Below are 13,043 nucleotides of genomic sequence, written 5' to 3' on the forward strand. Positions count from 1 at the left end.
AACCTGTTTCGGTGAAACATCTCTGGATACGTTTGGGAGCGGTGCCTTCGGGGTACCAAACGGGGTTTTGCGACTGAAGAATCTTCAGAAACTGCGGTGGCGCACCGAATCGATGAGCATCCGTGCAACGTCGTGCAGCTTGACGTTGGTGTGCTGTGATTGCTGCACGAGGCGCCTGAATGCTTCCTCGGCGTCGATACCGTGGACGGCGATCAGGACGCCCTTGGCCTGCTCGATCTCGGCCCGAGACTCCATGGCGTAGTGCAATTGTTCGATGTGTTCGTGTGCTTGACGCCAGCGTCGTGAATCTGCGATCGCCGCGCCCGCACCGGCGGTGAACAATTTCATCAACTCTTCGTCGAAGGCCTTGAACTCGGTCGATGCGAATCCGTAGACGTTGAAAGCGCCGAGAAGTTCGGCGCTCCCTTCGCCCATGGTGATCGGCACGGACAAGTAGGACCGGACGCCTTGTTTGCGGGCCTCGACGGTGAATTCCGGCCATTCGGCTTCGTGATCACCCACCTTTGCCCGGACCGACGAGACTGATCGCGCGGCGTCCACACACGGACCACGATCGGCGGAGTGCTGGGCGTCGTCTATCCCGGAGAGATAGTCCGCGGTAGATGCAGCAGTTCGCGGGCCATCGGCCGACAACACGGTCACGCTGACTGCGTCGGCGTCCGGCAGTGCTTTGACCGCCGTCTCGGCCAGACGTTGGAGCATGGAGTCCAGGTGCTCGTCCGTGTTCAGATTGGACCGGAGTCCGGCAATCGCCTCGGCGAGGGTGTCGAGCGAATCTGCTGCGGAAGCAAACGCCGCGGCTCCCTGTGGAGTGTCCGCATTGCCTGTCATGACTCAGGTCTACTCCGCAAACTGCGGCGATGTGACCGTTCCAGGCGGTCGATACTCCAATGTTGCATGAAATTCGAGGTTCCTGGGTAGCCGCATGCAGCGATGTGCGATGTCGCCCGAAAAAGAGGAGCCGATGATGATCCTGCGTTTACCTGGTGTGTATCCACCGCAACACGACACGTCGTTACTCGCGGATGCACTGCTGTTCGAGCACCTCACCGCTCGCAGTCGGGTGTTGGATCTGTGCACGGGGACCGGCGCCCTCGCCGTCGCGGCATCTGCGGCAGGTGCAGGCCACGTTGTCGCAGTCGACATATCTCGCCGAGCGTGCGCCAACGCTCGTCTCAACGGAATCCTCAACGGAACCTTCATCGATTCCCGTCGTGGCGATCTCACCGAGGCCGTGCACGGCGAACTCTTCGATCTGGTGATCTCCAACCCGCCGTACGTCCCTGCAATTGCAGATGATCTCCCTACCGCTGGAATCGAACGTGCTTGGGACGCAGGCAAGGACGGACGCGCCCTCATCGACAGGATCGCGGCCACCGTTCACGACGTACTCGTCCCCGGCGGCACACTTCTTCTCCTGCAGTCGGTACTGTGCGGGGTCGACAAGACCGAGGCGATACTCGAGGAACACGGTATGGCGGTAGAGATTTCGGCTCGGAAGTACATTCCTTTCGGGCCCGTGATGCGTGAGAGACGCACGATGCTCGAGGCGCGAGGGTTGATCACCACCGGTCAGGAAATCGAACAACTGGTGGTCATTCGCGCAACGAAGTCTCACCCTTCTCCCAACTCGATGTGAGATGTTCACCGAGAAGATCGTCGAACGCGAGGCAAGTTGCGGCGCCGAACAAGATGTCGCCGGCGCGGTGTGGCTGTGAAGAAGCAAGACCGCCGGCAAGCTCCCGAACGGCGATCTGTTCATGGACGGAATCCGCTTCTACATGCTCGTCGTAGAACAGGGTCGCGTCCGAACCGAATCCGAGTCGGCGCAGGCCGGCGCTGTACCGCTTACTCGGCAGCGCCGACGTGGTCTCGACGGCGCACAGGTGCCCGACCAGGGTGCCGAGATGTCGGCGATGAAAACCGAAGAGCGAGAGAGCATTCAACGACGCCAAGGTCACTGCGGGAACGGCATCGATGTAGTGACCGTAGCGGTCCGAAAGACCGACGGCCCGCATCGTGTCGGCAAACAGACGCGAATGCATACGCTCTGCGCGGCCGCCTCCGTACTCGTCGCTCTGCACCTCGACGAGGGCTGCCTTGACGGCACCGGAGAGCCGCGAAATTCCAAGGGTGTGCACATCCGCTTCACGGAGCTGATTGAGCGAACGGTGAATCAGCACCTCCGCGAACTGATCGACCGTGGCGTCCTTCGCCATGAAGGCCGCAAGACCGGGTCCGGCACTGGGCGCCGTCATCGCCCACAGGTCGGCCACCACGTCGCCAGACGACGGTACAGTCCCCACGAGTTGCGCGATGGCGGACTCGAAGTGCGTTTCGAGACGAGACCGCACCGCGAGCAGGTCCGGATTCCACTCCCACTCGTCCGCGACGTTCTCGATTCCCTGCAGATGAAGCTCGTAGAGGAGCGCCAGCGTCAACTGGGCGTCATCGTCTCGAAGAATGTCGTAGGTGAGGTCGGTGGATCGTGCGTCTTCGTACGCGTCAGCGGCAGCCTTCAGCTCCCTCGGATCGGCGGAGGAGAGCAGAATGGAAACGAGAGTGGCGCTCAGTGGGCCGCGAGCCTGCGGAACGGGCATGGAAGTGGGCACGCCAGTGGCCGAATCGAGAAGTGAAGAGGACATATGACCGCGTTTCCCGAATCGTCATCTGCCGAAACACCGGATAGTTCCGGGTGCAACACCACCATAACCGCCTGCTCGGACGGACCGCTGCTGGTACGTGGTGACTTCGAGTTGCTCCGCGACGACGGCACTCCGATAGAGAACAAGCGCTCTACGGTCGCTTTGTGCCGATGTGGACGGACCGCCATTGCGCCGTTCTGCGACAGCTCCCACAAGAAGAAGCGGGCGCGAGCGAGTTAACCGGTACCGAACTCGGCACGCGTCCGACCTGGAAACCAAGTAGACCCAGAAACCAAGAAAAGGCTGGATGCCGGCACCGTGCGGTGCAGCGTCCAGCCTTTTCAGTCTGAATTCAGACTGGGATCGAGCTCAGATGGCGCGAACATTCTGAGCCTGGGGGCCCTTCTGGCCCTGTCCGATCTCGAACTCGACCTTCTGGCCCTCGTCGAGGGACTTGTAGCCGCTGCCCTGGATCTCCGAGTAGTGAACGAACACATCCGGTCCGCCACCTTCCTGCTCGATGAATCCGAAGCCCTTTTCACCGTTGAACCACTTGACACTGCCCTGAGCCATAACCAAATTCTCCTGGATCCATCGAGCCGAGCCCTCCCATCGAGAGTCCGGTCTCACACCTGATCCTGCCATGCTCTTCTTTTTCTGTCTCCAATTACATGCATGGCGAGTTGCAGTATTTGGCGGGTTTGTCCCGTTGTGGGGCCGCGCCGGAAGCAGGTGATTGTTCAACTATGCGCGTCTACCTGCTGTGATGTATTCGTCGCTTCGATACTGCGCGAAATGACAACACCTGTGTTAAATCTGGATTTGCGGCGCAGAATGTCACCCCGATGCTCAGGACGGGACCAAATACCCAACTCGATCGGGGTCGAGATCAGTCCGATTCGTCGGATTTGGTGTGCCCGTCGAATGTCACGTGGATGTTCTCGTGAGGAACCGCGCGTTGCGCTTTTGCTTGATCGGCGAAGGTGCGCCGATCGCCTTCGATGAGCTCGGTATTGTCGGTGAACGGAGCCAGCAACGCCCGCGGATGGAGTTTGTCGACTCGCACGACGTTGATTTCCGCGCACATGACGATCGAGGCGGCAGCGAGGAACAAGAAGGCCAACAAACCCAGAACAATGGCAAAGACGCCATTGGTGGTGGAAGCACCCCGCACCACGGACGTCACGTAGAGGGCACCGAAGGACTGAAGTGCTTGCCAGAGAACAGCAGCGGCGATCGCTCCGGGTGCCACATCGGCCACAGACAGCGGCCTCGCGCAGGTGAGCCGGAAAGCGACGATGAAGATACCCGCGTTCAAGACGACTGCCGCGAGGGTCAGTAAGAAGCTGAACGAACCGCCCAGATGAAGCGCGCCACCGATGCTGGAGACAGCGGTGGTCCCCAAGATCGCGAGACCGATGGTGCCGAGCAGCAGTAACCCTTGAAGCCGCCCGCGGATGGGATCCGGTCGCATGTTTCGGGGCACAGACCACACCGTGTTCATCGCATTCTGGCAAGCCAGAGCGACACCGAGGCCACCGTAGAGGCCGCCGACGATTCCGATCACCAGACCCGTGACGCCGCCACCGATCTGTTGCGCGTTGCCCAGGTCGTCACCGATAACCGGGAACTGATGCAGTGCCGAGTCCAAGATCTGTTGCTGAAGTTCGGGGTTGTCCGACAGCACGAAGCCGAGAATCGTCGAGAGTAGGAGAAGCAGCGGAAACAGCGAGACAAATCCGTAGTAAGCGATCAGCGCGGCGAGATAAACACCTTGATCGTCGAGGAACTTGTAGAGGACCGCTATCGGGAACCCCAGTGCCGGATGCTTCTGTTGCAAGGCATCGAGGCGCTTGGCGATTGTCATTCTCGGTCTCTCTCAGCTCGTCGGACAGCCCGACGAACCTTAGTCGCTGCGAGCGTTCAGCGCTCAGCGCTCGACGTCGGTGCCGGGCGTGCCGTCAGGAGACTTCGAGCGACTTCTCGGCTTCGCGGAGCGCGCGCATGGCGGCCTCGACAGAGTTCGTAACCGGAAATTCTTCTTCCGCCCGCGCTGCCCGAAGCAAGCGTCGAAGTGGGTGTGACCCGATAACGGACCACTGGAAGTCATGGGTTCGCGAACGGGAGTTCAGCTCGGCGAACAGTTCGAGGCATACCGCACCGACGAACAGTGAATTGGACAGGTCGAAGATGACGCGAGTCCACTCCGCAGCGTACGAGCTGAGAAGTTCTTGTACTTCGGGCGCGGAGAGTCTGTCGAGATCGACATTGACCTGGATCAGGACTGTCGAGGGTGCTACCCGCCAGGCAGCGAAGCCTTGTGTTTCCAAGATCGGCCCCAATTGTGTTGAGGGATCGATGGAATCAATCGAAGTGTGGTCGAGTTCATTCAGATTCATGGCAGATCCGGTCTGTGTGCTTTCATCGAAAGGCTGACGACCGATCTGGCGGCGCGGAAAGTGAACGCGTCCAGCTGTGGAAAGCTCTAGAGCTCAATGGATATGCGCAGGACGGACACGCGCAGAACGTACTCACCTGATCCAGAGCCTTGATGCGAACCGAGCGCCAGTGGCTTCAACCCCGGCTGTATTCTCAACCTCGGTACCGCTCAGTGTAGCTCGAGGGTGAAAAACCGTCCAGGCGTGGAGTCGAACATTAAGCGGTGCAATGTTTTTGGCTATACGCTTCGGTAGGGTGGGGGTCAGCGTCACCGGACGAAGGGATTCAGATGAACGACCGCGATGCACTTACGGCTATCTCGACCAAGCTCGACACGCTGATCGGAGCAGAGACCAACGGTCTGCGGGACGAGGTTCCGCCCGGTTCCAGTCTGCAGCGCACCGAGCAGGACGGTGAGCACGGAAGGTGGGGTCACGATTATCGCCTCGCCAACAAGTATCTCGAGGCTCTCGACATCGGCCAGCCCGGGCTCATCGACCGAGACGAGATGGAACGTCTTGCACAGGAGTACATCTGATCCTCGAGACATACCGTCAGAAGATTTCGCCCATCTCGGTGCGTAGCTGCTTCAGCGTCTGAGTGAGGATTCTGGACACATGCATCTGGGAAAGACCGACCTTCTCGGCAATCTGAGACTGGGTGAGATGACCGAAAAATCTCAGAACGACGATCGTGCGCTCCCGCTCCGGCAATGCCAGGAGCGCGGGCCGCAATGTCTCGTGATTGTCGATCCGACTGATCGCTTCGTCGTACTGACCCAAGGTGTCGATCAGAGTCAGTCCGCTCCCGTCGCCGGCGGATGCGGTGTCGAGCGGTGCGGTCCGATACGAGTTGCCGGCTGTGAGCCCCTGTTCGACCTCGTCCGGCTCGATGTCTAGTTCTTTCGCGAGTTCCGCGACGGTCGGAGCACGCCCGAGAGTCTGGGACAGCGACGTGAGCGCCCGGTTCAGGGCAAGGTGTCGTTCCTGAAGACTTCGCGGGACGCGAACGGACCAGCCATGATCGCGAAAATGCTTGCGTACCTCACCCATTACCGTCGGGACGGCGAACGACAGGAAATCCGATCCCTTTTCCACATCGAATCGCTGCACGGCCTGTACCAACCCGACGCGCGCAACTTGCTCCAAGTCCTCGAAAGGCTGGCCTCGCCCCTGGTAGCGGCGTGCGACGTGGGTGGCGAGCGGTAGGCACAATTCGATGATCGAGTTGGTGATTTTTTCTCGGGTCGGATCATCAGGCGGAAGCGAAGCCATCGAGACGAATAGTTCGACAGCTAGTTCGTACTGGTCCTTCTTGTCCGGTGGGACAGCGGTCACGCACGCTCCTGGATCAAGCCCTTTTCAAGCGTCATCGTCAGGGTAATGTGACCGTCCGCGTCGATCTCCGATTGTTCCAAACGGACGGAGTCGACCAGTGCTTCGAGAACGAACCATCCGAAGCTGTGCGACTTGTCGGGAATTTCGGAGTGCGCAATCACTGAAACGACGGTCCGAAGTGTGCGACCGAATGTCTCGAAACGGCAGGTCAAATCGCTGGACGGTATCGCATGGCCGATGAGGATACTTGCGACTTCGTCCATCGCCAGAGCGAGATCGGCTGTCCCATCGACATCCAATCCGGTGTTGTTGGCGACCGTGCGGGTGATTCCACGCAGAGTCGGAAGTTGAGAGTACGACGCCCGGACACGGAGCGAGGCGATGGAGTCGTGAGTAAGTTCGGCTTCGGTCGAACTCGACAGAGGGATCAAGGGACTTCCTGTGGGTAGATGTGGCGGTATTCCGGCAGAACGAGGCAAGGACCGGTAGCGGCCATGCGTGCCGACCATCTCGACCCCAGAGGTGTTCATAGCCTTCGATTACCCTTCGCCCGGCGAACTAACCCTCATTATCGAACTCGAAGATGAATTGTGAGACACATCACCTGTGGTGCACTCGTACCTGATCCCATCTTTCATGTGCGGCTCGTTCGGGTACTTCCGCATCATGGACACCCATGCAGAAAGACAGATCCCTGTGCACGTTCGACCGGAAGGCGTCACGGACGAGGGAGTGAAAGCGGCCGGTGTGTTGTCGAACGCCCTCGAAACGGTGGAGCGTGCGCGCGGTGCTCTGTACGACTTCCATCAGCTGATCGGGCACGCGGATTTGATGCTCGACGAGGTCGTCGAGCTACTGCGCACCAGCGGCAACGACGAACTGGCAGGTCAAGTCGAGGACGAGCTGATGGGCCGGAACGTGGTCGAGGGGCGTTGGACTTTCCAGCTGGTCGAGGAGTTTGACGAGAACTACTGGTCGTTCTTCCGCGAATGCGAGAAGGTGGTGCGCGACCGACTGGCCGGCGGAGTGCCGCATCTCTTCGAATCCGAGATGAAGGAGCGTCGACGCACGCATGGGCGTCGACACCACGAGGCGCGGCCCTGAGTTTCCGCACCACCAGTTCCTGCCCCAAAAATTATTGCTCGGTCGAGCTCGACACAGCACTGACCAGTGGTGCAGTTCGCGCTTTACGCAACGATTCTCGCTCGGTGGCCGTCATCCCGCCCCAGATGCCGTGAGGTTCCCCGGTCTGGATGGCGTGCACCAGGCATCTCTGCACGACGGGGCATCTGGCACACACCAGCTTCGCCGAACTCTCGCGCTTCGCCCGCCTCGATCCGCGCTCGTTCGTGTCGTCGTAGAACAGAGCAGGGTCGGTGTCGCGGCAGGTGCCGGACAGTTGCCAGTCCCACTCGTCGGCAAGGGGCCTGGGAGATGTGTAGGAGCGCATGAACATGGACGTTCCCTTCGCTGCGTGACGAACTCGACTCGGATCGAGGCCCGGGTCGGGCGTTAGTGCAAAGCTCGGTCCCGCCGGTGCATGGTCTGCGCCGGCGGGACCTTCGAGGCTCCTCCCTCGAGAGGGAGGATTTCGGGGGTACCTCTGGTCGGTCATTACCCAGCCGTACAAATTTTGAATCCCGGTCGTCAGGAATTCTTTTGATCCACGGCTCGTCTTTCTGCTGCGGCGACAAGACCGCCGGATCGTCTCTCTGCTGCGGCGACAAGACCGCCGGCGATGTCGCGCACCTTGACGTTCCACTCTTGCGACATCTCCACCAGTAGGTCGAAAGCTTGGTCCGCTGAACACTCACGCTCGGCCATCAGCAATCCCTTGGCCTGCTCGATCACGGGCCGAGAATCCAAAGCTCTTCTCAGTTCGTCATTTTCCGCGCGAAGGCGGGCGAGTACGTCTGGCGCAGAACTGGACTGCTGAGCCTGCGGTCGTGAAACCTCGTACACACGATGAAGCACCCCGATCACCCGGCCGTCGTCATCGGTGACCGAGGAATTCACCGTGTTCCAATAGCGCGTGACAAACAGCCCGGAACCGCGCTCGTCGCGCACGTCGTACCGTTGAGTTGGCAGCGCATCACGAGATTTGGTTCGCATCACCCGGTCGAACGACATTGTCAACGAGGAGATTCCGTCGGCAAAAGAGTCGGCGGGGTTGTCTGGAAAGGCCTCGAACACTTCCACTCCGTGCAGCTGATCCAAACTGCGATCGGACATGGCAAGGTATTCCTCGTTTGCTCCCCGGACACGAAAATCGCTGTCCACGAGGAGAAGAGAAGAAGTGCTTGCCGCAAACCGATCGCTGCGGGCGATCGAGCGGAGAGTGCTCGAACTCATGATTGTGTCGTTTCTGTCCTGTCTTCGACGGCTGCGGCGCCTGGTGGTTCATAAGTAGTTGATTGCGAGGACCCCAAGCACAGTGCCTGCCACGATCGATCCGAACAACAAGCGCTGCTGCAGTACGAACATCTGATACTCGCGACGGGTTTGTGCTGACGTGCCGCGCGAGTCCGCAGACATGCTCCTACCCTTTCCGGTTCTGGGGGCGCGATTTCGGCCGACCCCCGATCGGCCGAAATCGAGGACGGTGAATCAGTTCTGGCGTGCCTCATTTGCGGCATCCTGCTCGGTGGACGCGCCTTCGTGTACGAGGCTGCCACCGGAGTTCTCGAGGTGCGCGCGAACGAACCACTGGAACTTTTCCAACTGTGCGGTCTGGCCGATCAGCATGTCTTCGGTGATCGGGTCGATCTTTCCGACGCTTTCGATTGCGGCGCGACTGTCTGTGATGACCCCGGTGTAGACGAGGTCGAGCGCCGCGAGGTGAGCGCGGGCATCGTCGCGGCCGACGGAGTAGTCGTCCCACGTCCGGTCGCGTTCGATCGCTCCTGCGGTGCCCTTGGGCGAGTTGCCAAGTGCCGCGATACGTTCCGCCACATCGTCGGCGTAACCGCGAACCAGCTCCACCTGCGGGTCGATCATCTCGTGCACGCCGATGAAGTTGGGTCCAACGACGTTCCAGTGGACGTGCTTGAGCGTGAGGTGCAGGTCGTTGTAGGCGCTGAGGCGTTCCTGCAGGGTGTCGGCGACGGTCGAGCCGTCTGCGCTGCTCAGCCCCGGTACGGTGAACTCGGACATATGTTTTCCTCTCGTCATGATGGGGATCGCCCTCCAATGGGGCGGTCGCGCGCCATCGTCAATCGGATCGCGGGTCGGTCAGGTTCAGTGCGCGAGTGCGACTGGTTCCTCTGTCACCGGGTCGCCGAACATCATCGCGATTCGGCGCTTGACCTCTACGGTCGTCAAAGTCGCGCTTGCGGCAGTGATTCCGATGCCGGTGTTGCTCTCGCCCTGTGTTGGCGGGATGTCGATCGTCGTCATCTTGCTCCCGGTGAAGAGTGTGCCGTGTGGGAGTCAGCTGAACCACCAACTCCGACGTCTGGGTGTTCTGCAGCTTCGAGTGCCGGTTATGGCGCTTTCAGGTGCTACAAAATCTATATCAGCCAATGTAGATAATTGGCAAGGTTGCGTCGTTCCAACTGTAGAAGCAAGTTGTGTGCCGATTCTCGACGAAAACGCGCTTCACCTGCCCTTACATGCTCTGTCGGCTCCGCGATTTTTGCCGCAAGTGGTCCTGGACACCTTTGAATCTATGTCGTCCGCGTCAGATTCACTGCGCGATGGTGCTAAGGTCGAATAACGCCGACGAAGGCAGCCGACACCGAACTAGGAGGTTCCAGTGACGTCGGAATCTCAGACCCGGGCGCTGCGTGGCGTGTACGGGATCTCAGTGATGTCAGAACTGTCCGGAGTGGGACCTCAAACGCTGCGCCTCTACGAGCGAAGGGGCCTGCTCACACCGACGCGCACGGATGGCGGTACGCGTCGGTACAGCGAGGCTGATCTGGATACGCTCGGACGAATCACCGCGCTGATCGACGACGGAGTCAATCTTGTCGGAATTCGTTTGATCTTGTCTCTCGAAGCCGAGAACGCCGTTCTGGCGGCTCGGATCAGTCAGTTGACTGCGGAAGCCGATTAGTTTCCGTGGGGTGCGACGGTGTGTCGGTGCGCGCAGGGTCGCCGAAATCTGCATCTGCGACGATCTTGTTGCCGGCACGTTCGATCTGCTCCAGCGCTGTATCCAGGGCATCGACCAGCCATTGATGCGACGCCTCTGCGAGCAGTTGATCGGGAGTGTCGGCCAATTCGGACTGAAAGAATCTCACCAGCCACAAGTCGCCCAGATCAGGCTGATCTGAAAGCCCGGCAACGGTATTGGTGGCGAGTAAGTATCGGTTGTACTCGAGATCAACACGAATAGCGTACTCGCCGAACAGATTCACCACATTGGCCGGCCGATGAGTGGCGGCGGCGAGCGCAATGAGAGCGTCGTTGTAGGTCTCTGAGTACTTCATCGTGAGTGGCATGGTCGGCCTGTCTTTCTGGGCCGATGCAGCATTGCACGGCTATGGCGAGGAGATCAGTTCGCAGCCGCTGCTTGACGATGAACTGAAACCAATCCTAGCTCGAGTATCTGCACACCCTTGACTCAAGCCCTCGGTGGTCAGTTGTTGCGCGCAAAGTCCGACTCGCGCTCCGTGACGAACTGATCTTCCGGGCGCGGTTCAGTCGGGGCAAGTGCGGTCAGGAACGACTCGGCCCACTGATGCACGTCGTGTGACATGACCTGGCGATGCAGGGCAGCCATGCGGTGACGGCCCTCTTTCGGATCCTGATGAACTGCGGTCAGGATTGTATTCTTCACGCCGTCCAGATCATGCGGGTTGACCAGATATGACTGTCGTAATTCCATTGCAGCGCCGGTGAACTCGCTGAGAACGAGAGCGCCACCGAGGTCGCCGCGGCACGCTACGTACTCTTTGGCCACGAGATTCATCCCGTCGCGCATCGGAGTCACGAGCATGACGTCGGCAGCGACGAACAGCGCGATCAGTTCTTCTCGGTCGACCGGCTGATACAGGTAGTGAACGACGGGGCGGCCGATCTGACTGTGGTCGCCGTTGATGCGACCCACCTGTTCCTCGATGACACTGCGTAGATCGATATAGTGCTGCACGCGTTCACGACTGGGCGTAGCGAGCTGCACCATCGTGTACTTCTCCGGGTCCAAGCGGCCCTCGTCGAGAAGTTCCTTCAGGGCCTGCAGCCGCAGGTCTATGCCCTTGGTGTAGTCGAGGCGATCGACTCCCAGCAGGATCTTCTCGGGATTGCCGAGCTCTTCCTTCAATTCGCGTGCGCGGCGCAACACCGATTCGCTCTTCGACTGGCGCTCGAGTTCGGCGGAATCGACGGAGATGGGAAATGCTCCCACCTTGACCACGCGAGAATCGAAATCGACATGCCCCAGCGCACTTCGCACACCGACGCCTGCGGTTGTCGTCTTCAAGCCGAGTAGTTTGCGGGCCAAGAACAGGAAATTGTTTGCGCCACCGGGTAAGTGGAAGCCGATCAGGTCGGCGCCCAGCATCCCCTTGACGATCTCCTTGCGCCACGGCAGCTGCATGAAGAGCTCGACGGGAGGAAATGGAATGTGAAGAAAGAACCCGATAGTCAGGTCCGGCCGCAGCTCACGAAGCATCGCCGGCACGAGTTGCAATTGGTAGTCCTGCACCCAGACGGTAGCTCCGTCCGCGGCGCAACGTGCGGTTTCCTCGGCGAACCGCTGGTTGACCGCGACGTATGTGTGCCACCACGATCGCTCGAACGTCGGAGCCACCAGAACATCGTGGTAGAGCGGCCACAACGTGTCGTTGGAGAACCCCTCGTAGTACTCGGCGAGGTCCTGAGAGGTCAGTTCGACGGGAAAGAGGCGGAGGCCGTCCACAACTATGGGATCGACCTTCTCGTCTGCGACGCCCGGCCAGCCGACCCAAGCGCCGTCTCGCTGCCGCAAGATGGGTTCGAGCGCGGTGACGAGCCCACCCGGACTTCGCTTCCAGTTCTTGCTTCCGTCCTCGTCGGCTGCAGTGTCGTCGATTTCCAGATCGACGGGCAGTCGGTTGGCGACAACGACGAATTCGGAGAGCCTTTCGAGATCGTTACTCACGCCGACATCGGCTCCGCCAGGGTCTCGTCCATGATGGCGGTAGCGGACAGGTAGGTGACCGCCTCGGCCACCGAGTCGGTGAACACGATGTCGGCATCCATCTTCAACAGGGACAGCGGGCGCCTGACGGGGTGCGCTGCGATCAGTGTCCACGGGACGCCGAGCCTTCGAGCCTTGGCCGACAGAGTTTCGATGATGGAAAGACCTCCGACGGAGATGAACTGGACGTCCGAGCAGTCGACTACGAACGGGTGATGCTCGCTGATCAGATCATCGACGCAGGCAGCAAAATCAGCTCGGGACTGGATGTCGATCTCGCCGCTGACCACCAGTGACTGAATGTTTTCCGCGGACGTGACGGTGAAAATCGGGGGACTGTCGGCACGCTCATCTGTAGTTCTCGAAAACTCGTTCATCGAAACTCCTGACGGATTGCTCGAAACGGTTCGTTCGAATCGGTCTGGTTCGAAACGGCCTAGTTCGAAACGGTTTCGTGCGAAACCGGGAAACGGCACG

The 13,043-nt window shown here is 60.1% G+C and carries 19 protein-coding genes; 5 read left to right on the forward strand and 14 right to left on the reverse strand.

Annotation, left to right across the window (positions count from 1 at the left end; all coding sequences use genetic code 11):
- Positions 1–84: 84 nt before the first annotated feature.
- Positions 85–852, reverse strand: coding sequence for a GAF and ANTAR domain-containing protein (locus ACSW29_RS07690; protein ID WP_317828235.1), 768 nt, complete (start codon positions 850–852; stop codon positions 85–87).
- Between the two features lie 109 nt (positions 853–961).
- Here ACSW29_RS07690 and ACSW29_RS07695 point away from each other — a divergent pair, with 109 nt between their 5' ends.
- The gene (locus tag ACSW29_RS07695; protein WP_317828234.1) at positions 962–1,660 is read left to right on the forward strand and encodes a HemK2/MTQ2 family protein methyltransferase; all 699 of its coding nucleotides are present in this window, start codon (positions 962–964) and stop codon (positions 1,658–1,660) included.
- Here the strand turns inward: ACSW29_RS07695 and ACSW29_RS07700 are convergent.
- Positions 1,617–2,666 carry an iron-containing redox enzyme family protein gene (locus ACSW29_RS07700; protein WP_317828233.1) on the reverse strand — a complete coding sequence of 350 codons (1,050 nt, stop codon included), beginning with the start codon at positions 2,664–2,666 and terminating at the stop codon, positions 1,617–1,619. The two genes, ACSW29_RS07695 and ACSW29_RS07700, sit on opposite strands and share 44 nt — an antisense overlap.
- On the opposite strand from ACSW29_RS07700, the gene ACSW29_RS07705 reads away from it, so the two are divergent.
- Positions 2,667–2,906, forward strand: a complete 240-nt coding sequence (locus ACSW29_RS07705; RefSeq protein WP_230816418.1) for a CDGSH iron-sulfur domain-containing protein — start codon at positions 2,667–2,669, stop codon at positions 2,904–2,906.
- Positions 2,907–3,035: 129 nt separating this feature from the next.
- Here ACSW29_RS07705 and ACSW29_RS07710 read toward each other — a convergent pair whose 3' ends face one another.
- The 3 genes from ACSW29_RS07710 to ACSW29_RS07720 all read right to left on the reverse strand — a co-directional run bounded on the left by ACSW29_RS07710 (position 3,036) and on the right by ACSW29_RS07720 (position 5,065).
- Entirely contained in the window at positions 3,036–3,239 is a 204-nt protein-coding gene (locus ACSW29_RS07710; protein WP_003943666.1) for a cold-shock protein, read from the reverse strand.
- 316 nt (positions 3,240–3,555) lie between these two features.
- The gene (locus tag ACSW29_RS07715) at positions 3,556–4,533 is read right to left on the reverse strand and encodes a YihY/virulence factor BrkB family protein (RefSeq protein WP_230816417.1); all 978 of its coding nucleotides are present in this window, start codon (positions 4,531–4,533) and stop codon (positions 3,556–3,558) included.
- Between the two features lie 94 nt (positions 4,534–4,627).
- Entirely contained in the window at positions 4,628–5,065 is a 438-nt protein-coding gene (locus ACSW29_RS07720; RefSeq protein ID WP_230816416.1) for an STAS domain-containing protein, read from the reverse strand.
- Between the two features lie 329 nt (positions 5,066–5,394).
- Between ACSW29_RS07720 and ACSW29_RS07725 the strand changes: the two genes are divergently transcribed.
- Positions 5,395–5,643 (forward strand): modification methylase HgiDII, encoded by a 249-nt coding sequence (locus tag ACSW29_RS07725; protein WP_317828231.1) that lies wholly within the window; start codon positions 5,395–5,397, stop codon positions 5,641–5,643.
- A 16-nt stretch (positions 5,644–5,659) separates the two neighbouring features.
- Here ACSW29_RS07725 and ACSW29_RS07730 read toward each other — a convergent pair whose 3' ends face one another.
- Positions 5,660–6,442, reverse strand: coding sequence for a SigB/SigF/SigG family RNA polymerase sigma factor (locus ACSW29_RS07730; RefSeq protein WP_374228081.1), 783 nt, complete (start codon positions 6,440–6,442; stop codon positions 5,660–5,662).
- Positions 6,439–6,873, reverse strand: a complete 435-nt coding sequence (locus tag ACSW29_RS07735) for an ATP-binding protein (protein ID WP_230816414.1) — start codon at positions 6,871–6,873, stop codon at positions 6,439–6,441. Before ACSW29_RS07735 ends, ACSW29_RS07730 begins: the two co-directional genes overlap by 4 nt.
- A 235-nt stretch (positions 6,874–7,108) precedes the next feature.
- On the opposite strand from ACSW29_RS07735, the gene ACSW29_RS07740 reads away from it, so the two are divergent.
- Positions 7,109–7,546: a hypothetical protein gene (locus ACSW29_RS07740; RefSeq protein WP_347873536.1), complete on the forward strand. Its 438-nt coding sequence runs from the start codon at positions 7,109–7,111 to the stop codon at positions 7,544–7,546.
- A gap of 31 nt (positions 7,547–7,577) precedes the next feature.
- On the opposite strand, the gene ACSW29_RS07745 is transcribed toward ACSW29_RS07740, so the two are convergent.
- The 4 genes from ACSW29_RS07745 to ACSW29_RS07760 form a co-directional block, all read right to left on the reverse strand.
- Complete coding sequence (locus ACSW29_RS07745) at positions 7,578–7,892, reverse strand: WhiB family transcriptional regulator (RefSeq protein ID WP_411742579.1); 315 nt, start codon at positions 7,890–7,892, stop codon at positions 7,578–7,580.
- 197 nt (positions 7,893–8,089) lie between these two features.
- Positions 8,090–8,794 (reverse strand): ANTAR domain-containing protein, encoded by a 705-nt coding sequence (locus ACSW29_RS07750; RefSeq protein ID WP_317828228.1) that lies wholly within the window; start codon positions 8,792–8,794, stop codon positions 8,090–8,092.
- A gap of 255 nt (positions 8,795–9,049) precedes the next feature.
- Positions 9,050–9,595 carry a Dps family protein gene (locus ACSW29_RS07755; RefSeq protein WP_230816410.1) on the reverse strand — a complete coding sequence of 182 codons (546 nt, stop codon included), beginning with the start codon at positions 9,593–9,595 and terminating at the stop codon, positions 9,050–9,052.
- A gap of 84 nt (positions 9,596–9,679) precedes the next feature.
- Positions 9,680–9,838 (reverse strand): hypothetical protein, encoded by a 159-nt coding sequence (locus ACSW29_RS07760; protein ID WP_317828227.1) that lies wholly within the window; start codon positions 9,836–9,838, stop codon positions 9,680–9,682.
- A gap of 358 nt (positions 9,839–10,196) precedes the next feature.
- Here ACSW29_RS07760 and ACSW29_RS07765 point away from each other — a divergent pair, with 358 nt between their 5' ends.
- Positions 10,197–10,499, forward strand: a complete 303-nt coding sequence (locus ACSW29_RS07765; protein ID WP_230816408.1) for a MerR family transcriptional regulator — start codon at positions 10,197–10,199, stop codon at positions 10,497–10,499.
- On the opposite strand, the gene ACSW29_RS07770 is transcribed toward ACSW29_RS07765, so the two are convergent.
- The 3 genes from ACSW29_RS07770 to ACSW29_RS07780 all read right to left on the reverse strand — a co-directional run bounded on the left by ACSW29_RS07770 (position 10,471) and on the right by ACSW29_RS07780 (position 12,943).
- Positions 10,471–10,887, reverse strand: coding sequence for a hypothetical protein (locus ACSW29_RS07770; protein WP_448276978.1), 417 nt, complete (start codon positions 10,885–10,887; stop codon positions 10,471–10,473). The two genes, ACSW29_RS07765 and ACSW29_RS07770, sit on opposite strands and share 29 nt — an antisense overlap.
- Before the next feature lie 137 nt (positions 10,888–11,024).
- Entirely contained in the window at positions 11,025–12,527 is a 1,503-nt protein-coding gene (locus ACSW29_RS07775) for an alpha,alpha-trehalose-phosphate synthase (UDP-forming) (RefSeq protein ID WP_448276979.1), read from the reverse strand.
- Positions 12,524–12,943: an STAS domain-containing protein gene (locus ACSW29_RS07780; protein WP_448276980.1), complete on the reverse strand. Its 420-nt coding sequence runs from the start codon at positions 12,941–12,943 to the stop codon at positions 12,524–12,526. The genes ACSW29_RS07775 and ACSW29_RS07780 overlap by 4 nt, the downstream gene beginning before the upstream one ends.
- Between the last annotated feature and the right edge of the window lie 100 nt (positions 12,944–13,043).

The organism is Rhodococcus sp. GB-02, assembly GCF_053470465.1.